The organism is Muricoccus nepalensis, assembly GCF_006438825.1.
Taxonomy (GTDB): Bacteria; Pseudomonadota; Alphaproteobacteria; order Acetobacterales; family Acetobacteraceae; genus Roseomonas; species Roseomonas nepalensis.
In genome coordinates, this window is record NZ_RCZP01000024.1 from 43,717 (window position 1) to 61,437 (window position 17,721).

The window sequence follows — 17,721 nt, forward strand, 5'->3', positions numbered from 1 at the left end:
GGGCCGTTGCAGGAGCGGCCGTCGCAGCCCCCGCCTCGGCGGCACCGGCACGCTCACCCCCGCGCCACCGCCTCGGCCAGCGCCTGCCCCACCTCGACCGTGCCCGCGTTCCCGCCGAGGTCGCGCGTGCGCGGCCCGCCCTCGGCCAGGAGGCTCTCGATCGCCGTGGTGATCGCCCCCGCCGCCTCGGCCTCGCCGAGGTGCTCGAGCATCAGCGCGCCCGACCAGATCTGCGCGATGGGGTTGGCGACCCCCTTGCCCGCGATGTCCGGCGCGCTGCCGTGCACCGGCTCGAACATCGAGGGGTGCGCGCGCTCGGGGTTGATGTTGGCGCTCGGCGCGATGCCGATCGAGCCCGCGACCGCCGGCCCCAGGTCCGACAGGATGTCGCCGAAGAGGTTGGACCCCACCACCACGTCGAACCAGTCCGGGTGCTGCACGAAATGCGCGCAAAGGATGTCGATGTGGAACTGGTCCGTCGCGACGCCCGGGTAGGCCTTCGCCATCTCCGCGAAGCGCTCGTCCCAGAAGGGCATGGTGAAGGTGATGCCGTTCGACTTCGTGGCCGAGGTCAGCTTCCGGCGCGGCCGCTTCATCGCCAGCTCGAAGGCGTACTTCATCACGCGGTCGCAGCCGTGGCGCGTGAAGACGCTCTCCTGGCTGACGAACTCGCGCGGCGTGCCGCGGAACATCCGCCCGCCCGAGGAGGAGTACTCCCCCTCCGTGTTCTCGCGCACGACGACGAAGTCGATGTCCTCCGGCCGCCGGTCGGCCAGCGGCGAGCGAACGCCGGGCATCAGCCGGCAGGGACGGAGCGAGATGTACTGGTCGAAGTCCCGCCGCATCGGGATCAGCAGGCCCCAGAGCGAGACGTGGTCCGGAACCCCCGGCCAGCCCACCGCGCCGAGGAAGATGCTGTCCGCCCCGCGGAGTTGGTCCAGCCCGTCCTCCGGCATCATGCGGCCGGTCTTCTGGTAGAGCTCGCAGGACCAGTCGTAATGCGTCAGCTCCAGCTCGAAGCCGAAGCGGCGCCCGGCGGCCTCCAGCACGCGCAGCCCCTCCGGCGTGGTCTCCTTGCCGATGCCGTCGCCGGGAATGACCGCGATTCGGTGCCTGCGCGCCATGGGGCTTCCTCCGTGCTTGCCCCCGTGTCCTGCCCCCGGATGGGCCGTCCGGCAAGGCCTGGAGCAAACCCCGAACCGGCCACGTCACCGGAAGGAGCATTTTGCTCGCCTAAACAATGAGCTAGAGCAGTTGAAGTGAGCCAGGGCGAACGGAAGTTGCTCTAGCGCCCGGCCAGCGACGCCTCCGGAAGCTCCACGCGCAGCGCCAGCCCCTCGGGGCGCCAGTCATGCACCATGCGCCCCCGGACCTGGCTCGCCAGGCTCCGCGCCGCGAGCGTGGTGCCGAAGCCGGTGCGCGTCGGCGGCCCCGCGACCGGCGGCCCGCCCGTCTCGGTCCAGTCCAGGCGGAACACCGCCTCCGCCCCCATCCCCTCCGTCACCGTGACGACCCGCAGCCGCCCCTCGGGCCGCGACAGCGCGCCGTACTTCACCGCGTTCGTCGCCTGCTCGTGCAGCGCGAGCGCCAGCGCGTTGGCGACGGCGTAGCCGATCGAGCGGTCCTCCCCCTCGATCGTCACGCGCCCCTTCCCGCCGTCGCCATAGGGCGCGAGCAGGGCCGAGAGCAGCCCGTGTACCGTGAGCGGCCGCGCCACCACCGGCGGCAGCGCCGGCGCGCCGCCCGCCACGGCGAGGCGCCCCCCCGCCGGCGCCCCCTCCGAATGCACCAGCGGCACGGGGCCGAGCACCGCGTCCGGCCGCGCCAAGTCGTGCGCCAGCGCCAGCGCTCGCAGCCGCGCCTGCAGGCTGGCGGCGAAGGCCTCGGCGGCCGGGTCGCCGCGCGCGGTCAGCGCGGCCAAGCCGCCCGTGACCATGAAGATGTTCTTGATGCGGTGCGACAGCTCGCGCGCCAGCAGGTCGCGCGCCTCCTCGTCCCGCCGGCGCTCGCTGATGTCGAGGATGGAGCCGACGAAGCCCGCGAAGCGCCCCGCCCCGTCCTGCCGCGGCGCCGCCGCGTCGATCATCCAGACGTAGCGCCCGTCCGCCGCGCGCAGCCGGTACTCCGTGCGGAAGGCACTGCCCGTCTCCATGGCGCGCGCCACCACCCCGGTCACCCCGGGCCGGTCCTCGGGGTGGACGGCGTCCAGCCAGCCGAAGCCGAGCCCCTCCCCCGGCGCCTGCCCCGTGAAGTCGTACCAGCGCCGGCTGAGATAGGTGCAGCGCCCGTCCGCCTCCATCACCCAGACCATGACGGGGGCGTGCTCCGCCATGGTGCGGAACATCGACTCGCTCTCCCGCAGCCGGGCCGCGGCGCGCCGCTCCTCCCTCGCCCGCAGCAGCCGCGCGACCGCGAGCGACACCTGCCCCGCCGCCAGGCCGAGATAGGTCCCGTAGTCCCCGGCGAGCGGCCGGTTCGGGTTCAGCCCCGCCACCAGCACCCCGGCCACCCGCCCGCCATCGGCCAGGGGCAGGACGAGCGCGCCCGGCACCTCCCGCGCCGCGCCCCCGCGCAGCACGGCCTCCAGCACCGCCTCCGGAACCCCGTCCCCCTCCGCGCCGTGGGAGGCCACGACGCGGGGCCCGCCCTCCTCCCGCAGGAGGACGCGCGCCCAGGGCAGGTCCCCCGGGTTCTCCGCCGCCAGGACCGCCAGCGCCGCGACGCAGGCGCCCGCCGCGCTCTCGGCGCCCGCCAGCGGCAGGGCCATGGCCCGCAGCGCGCCCAGGCGCCGCTCCGCCAGCACCCGCTCCGTCGCGTCCAGGACGACGCAGAGCACCCCGCCGGCCTCTCCCTCCTCGCGCACGGCGGAGGCGGCGATGTCGAGGACGGCCTCCGCCGGCGCGCCGTGGTGGTCGAGCAGGAGCGAAATCCTCTCGGCCGCCGCCTCCTCACCGCCGAGCACCCGCGCCGAGAGCGGGCCGAGCGCCTTCCAGAGAAGGGGCCATCCCTCCCGCGCCGGGCGCCCCGTGGCCAGCGCGTGGCCGGAGCCGATCAGCCGGGCGAGGGCGTCGTTGTGGAAGGCGACCCGCTTCTTCCCCCAGAGAAGAAGCATCGGCACCGGCGAGGCGAGGACCATGCCGAGTGCGCCGCGCAGCGCCGCCGGCCAGGCGTCGGCGGGGCCGAGCGGGCAGGCGCCGGGCGCGAGTCCCGCGACCAGCGCGCCGGCCAAGCCGCCCCCCTGCGGGAATCCGGGCACGGCGGGCGGCGGCCCCCCGGTGCTGGGAGGATGGGAATGGGTCAAGGCGCGCCGCTCGTCACTGGCTGGGAACTCCGCTCCGAGCGGGGAGCCTTCCCTCCGCCACTCACGAAATTGTGTTTAGCGGCGATGTATTGACAAGAGGTTTACGGACCAGCCTGACCTTTCCGATCGTTTTCGTTCCATTCATGCAACATAATGGTTGGTTTCAGACAAGGAACCGCGCCCGCACCGCCTCCGCCACCCGCCCGCTCTCGTCCAGCGGCGCGCGCGGCGGCGCCGCCGGGTAGCGGTCCAGCGGGACCACCTGCCCCGCCCCCTCCAGCGCGGCGAGGAGCGCCCGGTGCCGCGGCGCGCCCGGCAGTTCCCCCGCCACGAAGACCGGCGCCGCCGTCGCCAGCGCCTCCGACAGCATCGAGACCGAATCGGCCGTCACCACCACCCGGTCCGCCTGGGCCAGGAATCCGGCATAGGGGTTCGGCCCCGCCTCCCCCCAGCGGTGCAGCACGCCCGGCACGCCCGAGAGCCGCGCCGCCAGCGCCGCCCCCGCCGCCTCCCCCGTCCGGCGGCTCGTCGTCGCCAGCACGCTGCCGGCGCCGGGCAGCACGCGGTCGAGCACGGCGAGGGCCGCCGCCGGGTCCATCCCCGCCGACCGCACGGGGCCGCCGAGCAGCAGCGCGACCCGCGGCCCCGGCAGCGCGCCCAGCGACGCCCATTCCTCCCGCGCCCGCGCCAGCGCCGCCGGCGACACGCGGTGGGTGGCGCCGAGGACTGGCATCACGTTGGCCGCGGGCCGCGCGCCGTCATGCCGCCCGATCACCAGCAGGTCGAAATCCGCGGCCCCCACGCCCGGCCGCATGCAGTGCACCGTCCGAGCCCCCCGCCGCCGCAGCCAGCGCGAGACCGGCGCCGCGCGCCGCCCGGCCGAGATCACCAGCCGCGGCCAGGGCGGCGTCAGGGCCGCCCGCACCGCCGCCGAGAGCCCGGCCAGGCTCGGCCAGGCCAGCGGCAGCGCGGCCAGCGGCCCCCATTCCAGCGGCACCACCCGGAAGGGCACGTCCAGCCGCTCGGCGATGCCCTGCGCCTGCGCCGCCGTGCCCGCCCGCGGGTCCGCCAGCACCCAGACGCCGCCCGCCTCCCCCGCCCCGCTCATCCGCGCGCCGCGGCCGGCCGCGCAACGCCACCCAGCCTTGCGAAGCCGCCCCGCTTCGCGAAGCCGCATGGACGCGGCACCGCCACCCCGCTAGGGAACGGCCGCTTGGTCCCCCCCCTCCTGGTCCCCCGGGGGCCGGTGCCGCGAGGGAGAAGATCCATGGCCATCCAGCACGCCTCCGAGTGGGACCGCGACGCGGCCCTCACCACCGCCCGCATCCTGCTCGAGATCAAGGCGGTGAACTTCCGGCCGGAGGAGCCCTACACCTTCACCTCGGGTTGGAAGAGCCCCGTCTACATCGACTGCCGCCGCATCATCTACTTTCCCCGCGCCCGCAAGACCATCTGCGACCTGGCCGCCGAGAAGATCGGCCGCCACATCGGCTACGAGACGATCGAGGCGGTGGTCGGCGGCGAGACCGCGGGCATCCCCTTCGCCGCCTGGATCGCCGACCGGATGATGGCGCCCATGGCCTATGTCCGGAAGAAGCCGAAGGGCTTCGGCCGCAACGCCCAGATCGAGGGCGACGTGCCCGAGGGCAAGCGCACCCTGCTGGTCGAGGACCTGACGACCGACGGCGGCTCGAAGATCCGCTTCGCCCAGGTGCTGCGCGACGCCGGCGCGAAGTGCGACGACACCTTCGTCGTCTTCTTCTACGGCGTCTTCCCCGGCGCCTTCGACACGATGAAGGCGATGAACCTCAACCTGCTCCACCTCTGCACCTGGTGGGACGTGCTCGAGGTCTGCCGCGAGCGGCCCTACTTTGCCGAGCCCGCGCTGCGCGAGGTGCGCCGATTCCTCGAGAACCCGATGGACTGGTCGCGCTCCCACGGCGGCATCGGCAGCGCCGAGGAGGCGCTCGCCAAGGGCATCACCGCGGCCTGAGGCGAGGCCGGGCGGCGCCGACCGGTCCCCCGGCCGGCGCCCCGCCCCCTCAGCGCGCCGGGCGCGCGGCCGGTGCCCCGCCCGGGTCCCCGGCCGGCGGCTGGGTCGGCATCTGCATCTCCTGGAAGCCCGCCGGCACCCGGAACCGCGCCGGGTCCTGCGCGCCGTAGCGCACCTCCGTCGCCTCCAGCCGCGAGACCCCGCTCCCGTCCGGCAGGGGCGAGGCCGCGCGCAGCATCACCCCGTCCTCCGTCACGCAGATCGTGCTCGTCCCCTGCGGCACGGCCACGTCCCACTCGGTGCAGGACTGCCCGGCCACCTGCGCCGTGCCCTTGCGGGTGAAGCGGGCGTCGGGCGGCGCGTCCTGCGACATGGCCGCCGCCGCGTTGGCCGGCAGCGCCAGCACCACGCGCTGCGGCTCCATCACCATGACCGCCGAGTTCGCGCCGCGGTCGATCAGCATCCAGCCCATCCCGCCCGGCGGGTCCACGCGCTGCTTCCCCTCCGTCACCGACCAGGCCATCCGCATCTCCTGCGGCGGCATCGCCTGCCCGTTCGCCCCCTGGGCGGGCATCCCCACCAGCCGGTAGGTGACCGCGACGTCCTTCGTCGGCCGCAGGTTGGCGGGGGCGCCCTGGGCCAGGGCGGCGCCCGGCAGCGCGGGCAGGGCGAGGATGGAGGCGGCGAGGAGGATCTTCAGCATGGGGGCGTCCCGGATGGTTCGGCCGCATCTGCGGCCCCGCGCCGCGCCCCGCCACCCGCCCGGCCCGCACGATCGGGAGAGCCGCGCCCGACACCCCTTCTTGCGGCGCGGGAACGGCTCAGGTAACGAGGGCCAAGACCTTGAAAAACAATGTGAACCATCGACACATCGCGACCTGAACAGATGTTCATGCGTCGCCCCGGCGGCGCGAAGAAGGGATGACAATGGCGCGACACATGGGCCGCTTGCCGGAGCCGGTCCCCGCCCCGGCGGACGGAATGGCGGCCGCTCCCCCCGCCGGCCGCGGGCCGGGCGAGACGCTGAGCCTCCCCGAGGTCAACCGCAGCGTGGCCGTTCCCAACGCGGGAAGCTGGCTCCGCCGCCTCATGGCCTTCATCGGCCCCGGCTACCTCGTCGCCGTCGGCTACATGGACCCCGGCAACTGGGCCACCGCGCTCGCGGGCGGCTCGGCCTTCGGCTACACGCTGCTCGCCGTCGCGCTGCTCTCCTCCCTCATGGCCATCCTCCTCCAGGCCCTCTGCGCACGCATCGGCCTCGCCACGGGCCGCGACCTCGCCCAGCTCTGCCGCGACCGCTTCCCGCCGGCGGTCGCCTACCCCCTCTGGTTCCTCGCCGAGATCGCCATCTGCGCGACGGACCTCGCCGAGCTCATCGGCACCGCCATCGCGCTGCAGCTCCTCTTCGGCATCCCGCTCCTCCTCGGCGTGCTGCTCACCGCGCTCGACGCCTTCATCATCCTCTGGCTGCAGAACAAGGGCATGCGCTGGCTGGAGGCCTTCATCATGGGGATGATCGCCCTCATCGCCGGCTGCTTCGTCGTGCAGCTCGTGATGGCCGACCCGAACTGGGGCGAGGTGGTCCGCGGCTACCTGCCCTCGGCCTCGATCGTCACCAACCAGACGCAGCTCTACATCGCCCTCGGCATCCTCGGCGCGACGGTGATGCCCCACAACCTCTACCTGCACACCGCCGTCATCCAGTCCCGCGACATCCGGCGCGACGAGGAGGGCAAGCGCGAGGCGATCCGCTTCGCCACCATCGACAGCACCGTGGCCCTCGCGCTCGCGCTGCTGATCAACTCCTCCATCCTCATCCTCGCCGCCGCCGCCTTCCACGCGAGCGGCAACACGGAGGTCGCGGAGATCCAGGACGCGCACGAGCTCCTCGCGCCCCTCCTCGGCACGGCCGCGCCCTACCTCTTCGCCATCGCCCTCCTCGCCTGCGGCCTGAACTCGACCGTGACCGCGACGCTCGCGGGGCAGGTCGTGATGGAGGGCTTCCTCCGCTTCCGCCTCAGCCCCGTCGTGCGGCGCCTCGTGACCCGCCTCGTCGCCATCATCCCCGCGGTGGTCGTCACGGCGCTCTACGGCGAGAGCGGCACGGCCCGCATGCTCGTCCTCTCCCAGGTCGTGCTGTCGCTGCAGCTCCCCTTCGCCGTCATCCCGCTGATGCTCTTCGCCGGGGACCGCGGGCGGCTGGGCTCGCTCCGCGCGCCGGCCTGGCAACTCGCCCTCGGCTGGGCCTCGGCGGCGCTCATCGTCGTGCTGAACATGAAGCTGCTCTTCGACTTCGTCACCGGGGACTGAGGCGACCGCCGGGGGGAAGCACGACGCCGGCCGCTTACGATTGACGAGCGCACCACCGCTATTTATGCCGATATCGCAACATACCCTGAGGGCGAACCTTGCGCATCCCTCCCCGCCGGCTTCGCCCCGCCCTGGCCGCCTCGCTCGCCCTGGCCCTCGGCGCGTGCCAGGTCGAGAACCGGCGCGACGGCAGCACCGTGCTCCGCACTCCCTCGCTGGCCGACCTGGCCCGCGGGTCCTCCGCGCCGGCCGCGCCCCCGCCGGGCCGCCCGGAGGCCGCCGCCGGCGGGAACCAGACCATCGCCGGGCCGCTCCGCCTGAGCGCCGACGCGGTCATGGTCGGGCCGGCCACGGTGCTGCGGGCGCCGCCCGGCGGCTGGGACATGCCGCCGTCGGTCGCGGGCGTCTCGCCGAGCGCGGCCTTCCCCGCCGTCATCCTCCTGCTCTTCCCGGGCGGCAGCGCCTGCCCGGCGACCTACCGCCTGCTCGACGCCACCGTGTCGCCCCCCTTCGTGACCGCCGAGTTCGGCACCTGCAGCGACCTCGCCCGGCTCGCCTCGACCGAGCGCCAGGTCACGGTCACCATGCCGCTCGCCACGGGCGGCACGGGCGCGTGGCGCTACACCCTGGGCCAGGCGCCGGGGCAGCGGGGAACCCTGACGCGGCTGGGCCAGGGGCGCCCCTGATCCCGGGCGGCGGCCCGGCGCCCCGCCCTCCCTACCGGCCCGCCCCGAAGCGCGCCATCATCCCCCCATGCAGATGGCAACACCCGGCCGCCCGGCCATGGCCGCCCTGGCCCTCCTGGCCGCCCTCGCCGCGCCGGCCGCAGCGCGGTCCCAGGGCACGCCCCGCGACACCCTCACCATCGGCATCTCCCAGGCCACGGGCACCTTCCACCCGAACATCGAGAGCATGGCGGCGAAGTCCTACATCCTCGGCTTCGCCCGCCGCCCCCTCACCGGCCATGGCCCGGACTGGCTCCCCCTCTGCCTCGCCTGCGACGCCTTCCCGACCCTCGAGAACGGCGGGGTCGCCCACGACACCACGCCCGACGGCAAGCCCGGCATGCGCGTCACCTGGCGCCTGCGCGACAGCCTCCGCTGGGGCGACGGCCGCCCCGTCACCGCCGACGACCTGCGCTTCGCCTGGGAGGCCGGCCGCGCCTTCGAGACGGGCTTCGGCGGCGCCGAGTTCTACCGCTCCGCCTACGAGTTCCTCTCGGACGGCCCGCGGAGCGTCACGCTGCGCTTCGACCGCGCGACCTTCGACGCGGGCTCCGCCGACAACTTCGAGCCGCTCCCCGCCCATATCGACCGCCCGATCTGGGAGGCGGACCGCCGCAACTACCGCTCCCGCACCGCCTACGACACCGACACCACCAACCCCGCCCTCTGGAACGGCCCCTACCGCGTCACCGCCGTGCAGCCCGGCGCCGGCGTCACGCTCGAGCGCAACGAGGCCTGGGCCGGCCCCGCGCCCGCCTTCCGCCGGATCAACATCCGCGTGGTGGAGAACTCGGCGGCGCTCGAGGCCCAGCTCCTCGCGGGGCAGGTCGACATGGTCGCGGGCGAGCTCGGCTTCTCCCTCGACCAGGCCATCGCGCTCGAGCGCCGCGCCCGCAACCGCTTCCGCGTCGAGTACCGCCCCGGCCTCACCTGGGAGCACCTCGACCTCCGGCTCGACAACCCCGTCCTGGCCGACCGCCGCGTGCGCCAGGCGCTGATGATGGCGATCGATCGCCCGCGGATCATCGCCAGCCTCTTCGACAACCGTCAGCCCGTCGCCGCCACCGCCATCCACCCCGACGACCCCATGCTGGACAAGTCGCTCGCCCCCTGGCCCTTCGATCCCGCCCGCGCGGCGGCCCTGCTGGAGGAAGCCGGCTGGCGCCCCGGCCCGGACGGCATCCGCCGCAACGCCGACGGCGCGCGGCTGGCCCTCGACCTCCAGACCACGGCCGGCAACCGCTCGCGCGAGACGGTGCTGCAGGTCATCCAGGGCCAGTGGCGCGCGGCGGGGGTGGAGGCGCGCATCGCCAACCAGCCGCCGCGCGTGCTGTTCGGCGAGACCCTCTCCCAGCGCCGCTTCGGGGGCGCCGTCCTCTTCGCCTGGATCAGCAGCCCCGAGAACGTCCCCCGCTCCACCCTCCACTCCGACGAGATCCCGACCGCCGAGCGCAACTGGTCCGGCCAGAACTACCCGGGCTACCGCAACCCCGAGATGGACGCGCTGCTGGAGGCCCTGCCGCGGGAGCTCGACGCCGGGAAGCGCCGGCCGATGTGGGCGCGGCTCCAGGCCCTGACCCACCAGGACCTCCCGGCCCTGCCCCTCTGGCACCGGGCGGACGCGCATGTCTGGCCGCAATGGATCGACGGCATCCGCCCCACCGGCAACATGTCCCCCTCCTCCCTCTGGGTGACGGACTGGCGGGTGCGCTGACGTGCTGCGGATCGTCGCCGGGCGCCTGCCGCAGATCGCGGTCACCCTCGCCCTGCTCTCGCTCGCCGCCTACCTCGCCATCGGCGCCATGCCGGGCGACCCGATCTCGCTCGCCCTGATGGCCGACCCTCGCCTCGGCCCCGCGGACGTCGCCCGCATGCGCGCCCTGCACGGCCTCGACCAGCCCCTCCTCGCGCGCTGGTGGGCATGGGCCACGGGCGTGCTGCGCGGGGAATTCGGCTACTCCCGCCTCTTCGCGCGCCCCGCGGCGGAGGTGCTATGGCCGGCGCTCCGCGGCAGCCTCGTCCTGCTCGGCACCGCCCTCGCGCTGGCCGCCGCGCTGGGCGTCGCGGCCGGGATGCTGGCCGCGCTCCGCCCCCGCTGGCGCGGCGCGGTGGACGCCGTGGCCCTCCTCTCCCAGGCGCTGCCGGCCTTCTGGCTCGGCATCCTCCTGATCATCCTCTTCGCGGTCACCCTCGGCTGGCTCCCCGCCGGCGGCGCGCCGGAGGGGGAGGGGCTGGCGGAAGCCCTCCGCTTCCTCGTCCTCCCCGTCGCCACCCTCGCCATCGCCCATCTCGCGGCCTACGCCCGCCACACCGCCGCCAGCATGGCCGAGGTCCTCCAGGCCCCCTGGATCACCGCCGCCCGCGCGCGCGGCAACCCCGAATCCCGCATCGCCCTCCGCCACGCGCTTCCCAACGCGGCGGTGCCCCTCCTCTCCCTCCTCGCGCTCGACGCCGGCTCCCTCGTCTCCGGCGCGCTCATCACCGAGACCGTCTTCGCCCGCCCCGGCATGGGCAAGCTGCTGACCGACGCGGTGATGGGCAACGACCACAACCTCGCCCTGCTGGCCCTCCTCCTCGTCGCCGCCACCACCCTCCTCGCGACGCTCGCGGCCGACCTCGCCCAGCGCGCCCTCGACCCCCGGCTGGCATGACCCGCCTTCGCCTCGGCCTCGCGCTGCTCGCCCTCCTCGCGGCCGGCGCCCTCGCGGCGCCCGCGGTCGCCGCCTGGCTCGGCGTGGACCCGGAGCTGCCCGACCTCCTCGCCCTCCAGGCCGCCCCCTCCGCCGCCCATCCGCTGGGCACCGACGAGCTCGGCCGGGACATCCTCGTCCGCCTCCTGCTCGGCGCCCGCGTGTCGCTCGCGGTCGGCCTCGCCGCGGCCCTCGCCTCCACCGCCATCGGCCTCGCGGCCGGGCTTCTCGCGGCCTGGCGCGGCGGCTGGGTGGACGCGGCCCTCATGCGCCTCGCCGACGGGCTCCTCGCCCTGCCCTCCCTTCCCCTCCTGGTGCTGCTCGCGGCCATGGACCCGGCCGCCATCGGCCTGCCCCGGGGCGGCGCCGCCGCCGACGTGCTCCGGATCGTCCTCATCCTCGCGCTCTTCGGCTGGGTGGGCGTCGCCCGCCTCGCGCGCGCGGCCGCCCTCTCGGTCCTCGCGCGCGACCACGTCCGCGCCGCCCGGGCCCTCGGCGTGAGCGAGGCCCGCCTGCTGCGCCGCCACGTCGCCCCCGCGCTCGCCGCTCCCCTCACCGTCGCGGGCTCCCTCGCCGTCGCGGGCGCCATCCTGGCCGAGAGCACGCTCTCCTTCCTCGGCCTCGGCATCCAGCCGCCCGCGGCCTCCTGGGGGAACATGCTCGCCAACGCCCAGACCCTCGTCTTCAGCGCCCCCCTGGCCGCGCTCTGGCCCGGCCTCGCCATCGCCCTCGCGGTCGCCGGCGCCATGCTGGTCGCGGACGGGCTGCGCGAAGCCCAGCGCTAGCGCGCGCCGCTCACGAGAAGGTCAACACCACCAAAACGCTTCGTCGTTGCATCCCTCAAACAACAATCTCAGAAATGATCCTTCCCGGAGGAGTGGTTCAGGAATGAGACGGAGCGCCCGTTTCCCATCCTATCTTTCCGTCGCCCGCCGCCAGCGCGGCCCGGCGCCCCGGCCCACGCCGGAACCGCGGCGGGAGACCGGGCCGGAATCCGGGCAGGAGGCCGCCCTCCACGCCGGCGTGATGCAGGCGGGCCAGCTTCCCTACGAGGCCTTCAAGCTCTCCCTCCTCCTCCTCGCCGCCGGTGCCCTCGCCCACCTCGGCCCCAGCACGGCGCTGCAGGTGCTTCTCTGCGGGATCGGCCTCGCCATCGCGGTCTTCGCCACCGCCTGGCTCGGCCTCGCCCTCTGCGGCCGCGTCCGCTGGCGGGGCGAGTAGGCAAGGCCAGCTCCGCCGGACCAGCGCCGCCGCGGCCGCCCCGGGGTCGACCCGGCGGGGCGGACCGCCCCCACGCTCTCGCCAAGCCCGCCGGCCTGAAACCCATCCGTCCGGGTTCAGCCCGCGCGCATCTTCAAGCCGCCTTCACGCCGCCCTCCGGCCAGGCCGACGGCCCGCCATCGCCGCGCGACCGGGCCGCCGCCTCCTCCGCCCCCTTGCGCAGCCTCAGCACCGGCCGCTCGACAAGGTAGTACGACAGCAGCGCGGCGGCCGCGGTGCCGCCGGCCGCCCAGGCGTGCCAGGCGGGGGAGAACGGCCGGGCCACCAGGCTCGTGGCCAGCACCATCGCGGGCCAGTGGAAGAGGTAGACGGAGTAGCTCAGCTTCCCGAGCCAGACGACGAGGCCGTGCCGCAGGGCGCCCGACAGCGCGCTCGGCTGCCCCGCCACGACAAGCTGCGCCACCACCGGCATGAGGCAGAAGCCCTGCAGGGTGGTGCGGAGCACCTCCTCGCCGGCGAGGCCGCGCAGGAACAGGAACTCCAGACCGAGGGCGAGAAGGGCCGCGAAGAACGCGGCGGGATGGAAGAGGAGGCGCAGCGCCCGTGCCGTCCCGGCCCGCAGCAGGACGGCCAGCATCGCCCCGTAGAGGATGCCGTCGATCCGCGTGTCCGTCGCCTTGTAGAACCGAAGGCGGTTCGGCCAGGACGCGAGGCCGAGGTCGGGCTCCGGCAGGCTCACGCCGGTCCGGAGGATGACGACCCGCCAGGCCATCACCCCGACCGCGAGGGCGAGAAGGACGAGGGCGAGCGGCCCCTGCCGCCGGCCGAGGACGAGAAGCAGCGCCGGGAAGAAGAGGTAGTAGTGCTCCTCCACGGCGAGCGACCACAGCGCCGTGAAGGGGTTGCTCATCGGGACGGGCTGGCGAATCCCGTCGAAGTAGATCTCGTAGTAGTTCGACGCGTAGGCGAAGGACGCCACGGCATCCGCCCAGAGCCACTCGCCGCGCAGCCCGTAGACCATCAGGAGCGACGCCAGGATCATCACGGACAGGGCGGGCACGAGGCGGAACAGCCGCCGAAGGTAGAACCGCCCGACCGCGATCGTGCCCGTCTCCCGCAGCGCGTTGCTCAGGCCGCGCGTGATGATGAACCCGCTGATGAAGAAGAACAGGGTCACCCCGTCCGCGCCGGAGCCGGCGATGCCGAAATGCCCGGCGAGCACGATGCCGATGGCCAGGGCGCGAAGGCCGTCGAGCTCCGGAAGATAGGCGTAGGTGAGCGCCGCGTCCCGACTAGGCTCCAGGTGCCGCACGATTCGTTGCCTCCGCAGAGCAACCTGGATCGTCTCAATATTAACCTTTGTCCAACAATATTGATCATTGGACCGCGGAGTGAGCGCTCAACATTCCGTCATCGGAACGCCCGGCCGGGCAGCGCCCGCCCGCGCTCGATGGCACCGCGGCGCCCCCTCGGGCGGCCCGCGGCGCCCCGCGCGGCCGGCCCTCCCGGAAGTCCCCTCCCGCTCAGCCCCCGATGGCGCCGCCCCCCTTCCGCACGATGGCGATGACGGAAGGCCGCGGCGGCATCCCCTCCTCGAAGTCGGGCCAGCGGGTGGAGGGCGCGTCGTAGCGGCTCCCGCGGTCCTCCCCGGGGTGCTGGATCGCGAGGAACACGGTCCGGTCCCCCGGCCCGATCAGCGGCCCGCAGACCTCCGCCCCCTGCGGCGCCGCGTAGAAGCGCCGGGTCAGCGCCCGCCCCTCCCCCTCGGTGTCCGCGGCGTAGAGGCCGTCCGCCACGCCGGCCGCGGTCGGCGCGCCGTCGGTCGCGATCCAGATCCGCCCCTTGCTGTCGAAGGCGCAGTTGTCGGGGCAGGAGAGCCACCCCGCCTCCGGCCCCACGGCGCGGTGGTAGGAGGCGCCGGGATCGGCGCCGGGCCGTCCCGCCATCAGGAAGGGCTCCCAGCGCGCCGTCGCCGCCGCGTGGTCGACGCCGCCCTCGCCCCGCGGCGGGATGATCTCGATGACGTGGCCGTGGATGTTGTTCGCGCGCGGGTTGGCCGCGTCCGCCCGCGCCGCCGTGCGGTTGCCGTTGTTCGTCAGCAGGACGTAGACGCGCCCGTTCACCGGGTTCGCCTGCACGTCCTCCGGCCGGTCCATCGGCGTCGCCCCCAGCAGGTCCGCCGCGCGCCGCGCCTCGATCACCACGTCCCCCTGGCCGTGGAAGCCGTTCGCCTCGACCAGCGGCCCCTCCCCGTGCACCAGCGGCAGCCACGCGAGGGTGCCGTCGTCCGCGAAGCGCGCGACCGACAGCGTGCCCTCGTCCAGCAGGTCGCGGTTGCGCGCGGGGTCCCCGCGGTCGAAGGGCCGCGCGGTGACGAAGCGGTAGACGTAGTCGAAGCGCTCGTCGTCGCCCATGTAGATCACGACGCGCCCGTCGGCCGAGACCGCGTGCGTGCAGCCCTCGTGCTTGAAGCGGCCGAGCGCGCTGCGCTTCACCGGCACGCTCGTGGGGTCGTAGGGGTCGAACTCCACCACCCAGCCGAAGCGGTTCGGCTCGTTCGGCTCGCTCGCCACGTCGAAGCGCGGGACGTGCCGCCCCCAGGGGAACTGCGCCTCCGCCACCAGGCCGTAGCGCTTGTAGGCGGCCGCCTGCGCACCCGCCTCCACGCCGGGCCCGCCGAAGTAGAGGTTGAAGTTCTCCTCGGCAATCAGCACCGTCCCCCAGGGCGTGTTGCCGCCGGCGCAGTTGTTCAGCGTGCCCAGCACGCGCGTGCCCGTGGGATCGGCCGCGGTGCGCAGCCGCGCGTGGCCCGCCGCCGGGCCGCTCACGCGCATCGGCGTCTCGGCGGTGATGCGGCGGTTCAGCGCGCCGCCGGCCACCGGCGCCCAGCGCCCCTCCTCGCGGCGGATCTCCACCACGCTCGCCCCGTGCGCCATCATCTCGACGGCCACCTGCTCCGCCGAGGTCCGCCCCCGCGCCGCCCGCGCGTCGCCCAGGCCCGGGAACATCAGCTCGGGGTTCGTGTACTCGTGGTTGACGACGAGCAGCCCGTGCTCGCCTTCCCCGCCCCGCGGGAGGGGGAAGAAGTCGAGGTAGTCGTTGTTGTAGCCGAACTGCATCGCCTGCGCCGCGCCCGTCTGGCGCGCGGGGTCGAAGGGCGGCGCGCCCGGCAGCACCGGGTCGCCCCAGCGCATCACGAGCTGCACCTCGTGCCCCTCCGCCACCGCCTCCCCCGGACCGGTCCCGTGCGGCAGGCCTCGGAAGGCGAGCGTTGAGCCGAGCGTGGAGCCGGCCGTGGTGCCCTCCGGCGCCTCCGCCGCCCGTGCCGGCGCCATGCCCGCGGCAACCGCCGTCCCGAAGAGCCCCCGCAGCGCCGCCCGCCGCGCCATCCGGCGCCCGAGCACGGCGCCGATCGGGTCCGCCGGCGCCGGGTTGCTCCCGATGTCCTCGATCTCCCGCGGCAACACCGCGGCCACCGGTGCTGCCGCGCCGCGCGCTGACGCCGCGCCGTCCGAATCCCGCATCCCGAGCCCTCCTTGCGAACGGCAGGCCCCTAGCCGCGTCGCGCGAAGCCCGCGCGTCAAGCGCGTGACGCTTCCGTGACCGGCCCCGCGGCACCCGGAACCCGCCGCGACGGGGCCGCCGCTACCAGGCCCGTCCTTCCGCCCGGCCGACGCTCAGGCGGCCCCGCCCTGCGCCCGCAACCGCCCCACCAGCGCGTCGATCCCGCCCCGCAGCACCTCGCCGTGCCGCGCCAGCTCGCCGCTCGAGCGCCGCACGCCCTCGACGGCCTCCCGCGCCTCGCGCACGGAGAGGCCGACGCGCGTCACGCCCTCCTCCACGCGCCGCGTCCCCGCCGAGACCTCGCCCGCGGCCTGGCCGATCCCGCGCGTCGCCACGTCCTGCTGGCCGACGGCGGCGGCGATCGCGCCGGCGATGCCGCTCGTCCGCTCGACCGTGCCGCCGATGCCCTGCAGCACCGCGATCGTCGCCTCCGTCGCCCGCCGCATGGCCGCCACCTGCGCGCCGATCTCCTCCGTCGCCGTGGCGGTCTGCCCGGCCAGCGCCTTCACCTCGGAGGCGACGACCGCGAAGCCCTTGCCGTGCTCCCCCGCCCGCGCCGCCTCGATCGTCGCGTTGAGCGCGAGAAGGTTCGTCTGCCCCGCGATCTCCCCGATCAGCCGCACCACGTCCCCGATCCGCTCGGCGCCCTCCGTCAGCTCGCGCACCGTCGCGTCGGCCGCGCGCACCTCCTGCACGGCCTCGCCGGCGATCGCCGCGGTCTCGGCCACCCGCGCGGTGATGTCGCGCAGCGTGGCCGACATCGCCTCGGCGGCGGCGGCCACGCGGCCCACGCCCTCCCCCGCCTCCCGCGTGTCGACGGCCGCCCCCGCGGCTTGGCGCTCCACCAGCCCGATCGTGTCGCCGAGCGCGTCGGCGGACTGGCCCAACCCGGCCGAGGAGGTCGACAGAAGCCCCACGATCTCGCCCAGCGACCGCTCCATCTCGGCCGCGATCGCCACCGACGCCTCGCGGCGCCCGGCCGCGGCCCGTGCCTCCGCCGCCGCCCGCTCCTCCTCCCGCTCCCCGGCGAGCAGCGCCACCTCCGCCATGGCGCGCTCCGCCTCCTCGATCGCGGCCGCGCCGCGCGCGGTCAGCCAGGCGAGGGCCGCGGCCTCGAAGAGGAGGATGACGGCGTGGAACACCACCCGCGCGAGGTCCGCCCCGCCCGGGAAGACCGCCGCCGGCAGCGCGAAGTTGAGGACGAGGTGGTGCAGCGCGACCGCCGCCGTGCCGACGAGCACCGGCCGGTAGTCAAGCATGGCGGCGGTCACGGCCAGCGCCGCGAAGAAGTGCATGTGCGCGTCCGCCTGCCAGGGATGGCCGGCCAGCTCCTCCACCAGCAGCGCCGGCATGGCGCAGAGCACCGCCGCCAGGGTCGCGCGCGTGGCCGGCGTGCCCGGCCGGGCGGCATGCGACGCCGCGGCCGCCCCGAAGAGCACGAGCCAGAGCCCCAGCATGGCCCGGACACGGCCGTGGACGAGCCACCCCGCCGCGAGCAGCGCCGGGCCGTGCAGCGCGACGATGCCGAGGATCGCGCGCTCGGAGACGAGGCGCAGCCCCGCGAGGCGGGTGCCGACGGGGGTCGCTAGGGGCGGGGCGAGCACGGCGGGTTGTGTCTCCAGGCGAGGGTGAGGCCGAAGGCGGAGCGGATGGCGGCGCCGTCCCCCGCGAGAACCGCGAAGCCCGGCGCGGGCGTGTCGACGAGCGAGACCCCGGCGAGCGCGGGGTCGCCGAACAGCGCCTCCATTCCCCCGGCGCCCAGGCGCACCAGCACGGGCCCCTCCCCCTCCGGCCAGAGCCGGCTCCCGAGGACGGACACCGTCGCCAGCACGATCATCGCCAGGGCGGGCAACAGGTCGTGGAAGCGCATGGCCAGATGCTGGCCACCACGGGTTTTGATTCGGTTAAGCAACAAAA

General features: G+C 75.1%; 15 protein-coding genes. 7 read left to right on the forward strand and 8 right to left on the reverse strand.

All coding sequences use genetic code 11. The features are described 5' to 3' along the window. Positions 1–53: 53 nt before the first annotated feature. The 3 genes from EAH89_RS19850 to EAH89_RS19860 form a co-directional block, all read right to left on the reverse strand. Positions 54–1,124, reverse strand: a complete 1,071-nt coding sequence (locus EAH89_RS19850) for a tartrate dehydrogenase (protein WP_140885451.1) — start codon at positions 1,122–1,124, stop codon at positions 54–56. Positions 1,125–1,285: 161 nt separating this feature from the next. Beyond that, positions 1,286–3,229 (reverse strand): PAS domain S-box protein, encoded by a 1,944-nt coding sequence (locus EAH89_RS19855; protein ID WP_140885452.1) that lies wholly within the window; start codon positions 3,227–3,229, stop codon positions 1,286–1,288. A gap of 235 nt (positions 3,230–3,464) precedes the next feature. Next, positions 3,465–4,478: a mitochondrial fission ELM1 family protein gene (locus EAH89_RS19860; protein ID WP_241667108.1), complete on the reverse strand. Its 1,014-nt coding sequence runs from the start codon at positions 4,476–4,478 to the stop codon at positions 3,465–3,467. 90 nt (positions 4,479–4,568) lie between these two features. Here EAH89_RS19860 and EAH89_RS19865 point away from each other — a divergent pair, with 90 nt between their 5' ends. Further along, the gene (locus tag EAH89_RS19865; RefSeq protein WP_140885453.1) at positions 4,569–5,294 is read left to right on the forward strand and encodes an orotate phosphoribosyltransferase; all 726 of its coding nucleotides are present in this window, start codon (positions 4,569–4,571) and stop codon (positions 5,292–5,294) included. 49 nt (positions 5,295–5,343) lie between these two features. On the opposite strand, the gene EAH89_RS19870 is transcribed toward EAH89_RS19865, so the two are convergent. Then, positions 5,344–5,997 (reverse strand): DUF4412 domain-containing protein, encoded by a 654-nt coding sequence (locus EAH89_RS19870; RefSeq protein WP_140885454.1) that lies wholly within the window; start codon positions 5,995–5,997, stop codon positions 5,344–5,346. A 224-nt stretch (positions 5,998–6,221) separates the two neighbouring features. On the opposite strand from EAH89_RS19870, the gene EAH89_RS19875 reads away from it, so the two are divergent. The 6 genes from EAH89_RS19875 to EAH89_RS19900 all read left to right on the forward strand — a co-directional run bounded on the left by EAH89_RS19875 (position 6,222) and on the right by EAH89_RS19900 (position 12,240). After that, the gene (locus EAH89_RS19875) at positions 6,222–7,604 is read left to right on the forward strand and encodes an Nramp family divalent metal transporter (protein ID WP_408906307.1); all 1,383 of its coding nucleotides are present in this window, start codon (positions 6,222–6,224) and stop codon (positions 7,602–7,604) included. A gap of 98 nt (positions 7,605–7,702) precedes the next feature. Further along, on the forward strand, positions 7,703–8,290 hold the full coding sequence (locus tag EAH89_RS19880) for a hypothetical protein (protein ID WP_140885455.1): 588 nt from the start codon (positions 7,703–7,705) through the stop codon (positions 8,288–8,290). A gap of 67 nt (positions 8,291–8,357) precedes the next feature. Continuing rightward, entirely contained in the window at positions 8,358–10,043 is a 1,686-nt protein-coding gene (locus EAH89_RS19885) for a peptide ABC transporter substrate-binding protein (RefSeq protein WP_338325538.1), read from the forward strand. A 1-nt stretch (position 10,044) separates the two neighbouring features. After that, the gene (locus EAH89_RS19890) at positions 10,045–10,980 is read left to right on the forward strand and encodes an ABC transporter permease (RefSeq protein WP_241667109.1); all 936 of its coding nucleotides are present in this window, start codon (positions 10,045–10,047) and stop codon (positions 10,978–10,980) included. Then, positions 10,977–11,804 (forward strand): ABC transporter permease, encoded by an 828-nt coding sequence (locus EAH89_RS19895; protein WP_140885456.1) that lies wholly within the window; start codon positions 10,977–10,979, stop codon positions 11,802–11,804. Before EAH89_RS19890 ends, EAH89_RS19895 begins: the two co-directional genes overlap by 4 nt. Positions 11,805–11,907: 103 nt before the next feature. Further along, complete coding sequence (locus tag EAH89_RS19900) at positions 11,908–12,240, forward strand: hypothetical protein (RefSeq protein ID WP_140885457.1); 333 nt, start codon at positions 11,908–11,910, stop codon at positions 12,238–12,240. A 133-nt stretch (positions 12,241–12,373) separates the two neighbouring features. On the opposite strand, the gene EAH89_RS19905 is transcribed toward EAH89_RS19900, so the two are convergent. The 4 genes from EAH89_RS19905 to EAH89_RS19920 form a co-directional block, all read right to left on the reverse strand. Next, positions 12,374–13,552 (reverse strand): acyltransferase family protein, encoded by a 1,179-nt coding sequence (locus EAH89_RS19905; RefSeq protein ID WP_161993691.1) that lies wholly within the window; start codon positions 13,550–13,552, stop codon positions 12,374–12,376. A 211-nt stretch (positions 13,553–13,763) separates the two neighbouring features. Continuing rightward, on the reverse strand, positions 13,764–15,764 hold the full coding sequence (locus EAH89_RS19910; RefSeq protein WP_140885459.1) for a PhoX family protein: 2,001 nt from the start codon (positions 15,762–15,764) through the stop codon (positions 13,764–13,766). Between the two features lie 153 nt (positions 15,765–15,917). After that, on the reverse strand, positions 15,918–17,408 hold the full coding sequence (locus EAH89_RS32230; RefSeq protein ID WP_140885460.1) for a methyl-accepting chemotaxis protein: 1,491 nt from the start codon (positions 17,406–17,408) through the stop codon (positions 15,918–15,920). Further along, positions 17,390–17,674, reverse strand: a complete 285-nt coding sequence (locus tag EAH89_RS19920; protein WP_140885461.1) for a hypothetical protein — start codon at positions 17,672–17,674, stop codon at positions 17,390–17,392. Before EAH89_RS19920 ends, EAH89_RS32230 begins: the two co-directional genes overlap by 19 nt. Positions 17,675–17,721: the final 47 nt, after the last annotated feature.

Bases quoted from the DNA above. Each gene is read 5' to 3' on its own strand.
- EAH89_RS19850 (WP_140885451.1), bottom strand. From the start codon at position 1,124: ATGGCGCGCAGGCACCGAATCGCGGTCATTCCCGGCGACGGCATCGGC.
- EAH89_RS19860 (WP_241667108.1), bottom strand. From the start codon at position 4,478: ATGCGGCTTCGCGAAGCGGGGCGGCTTCGCAAGGCTGGGTGGCGTTGC.
- EAH89_RS19865 (WP_140885453.1), top strand. From the start codon at position 4,569: ATGGCCATCCAGCACGCCTCCGAGTGGGACCGCGACGCGGCCCTCACC.
- EAH89_RS19870 (WP_140885454.1), bottom strand. From the start codon at position 5,997: ATGCTGAAGATCCTCCTCGCCGCCTCCATCCTCGCCCTGCCCGCGCTG.
- EAH89_RS19875 (WP_408906307.1), top strand. From the start codon at position 6,222: ATGGCGCGACACATGGGCCGCTTGCCGGAGCCGGTCCCCGCCCCGGCG.
- EAH89_RS19885 (WP_338325538.1), top strand. From the start codon at position 8,358: ATGCAGATGGCAACACCCGGCCGCCCGGCCATGGCCGCCCTGGCCCTC.
- EAH89_RS19895 (WP_140885456.1), top strand. From the start codon at position 10,977: ATGACCCGCCTTCGCCTCGGCCTCGCGCTGCTCGCCCTCCTCGCGGCC.
- EAH89_RS19900 (WP_140885457.1), top strand. From the start codon at position 11,908: ATGAGACGGAGCGCCCGTTTCCCATCCTATCTTTCCGTCGCCCGCCGC.
- EAH89_RS19910 (WP_140885459.1), bottom strand. From the start codon at position 15,764: ATGCGGGATTCGGACGGCGCGGCGTCAGCGCGCGGCGCGGCAGCACCG.
- EAH89_RS19920 (WP_140885461.1), bottom strand. From the start codon at position 17,674: ATGCGCTTCCACGACCTGTTGCCCGCCCTGGCGATGATCGTGCTGGCG.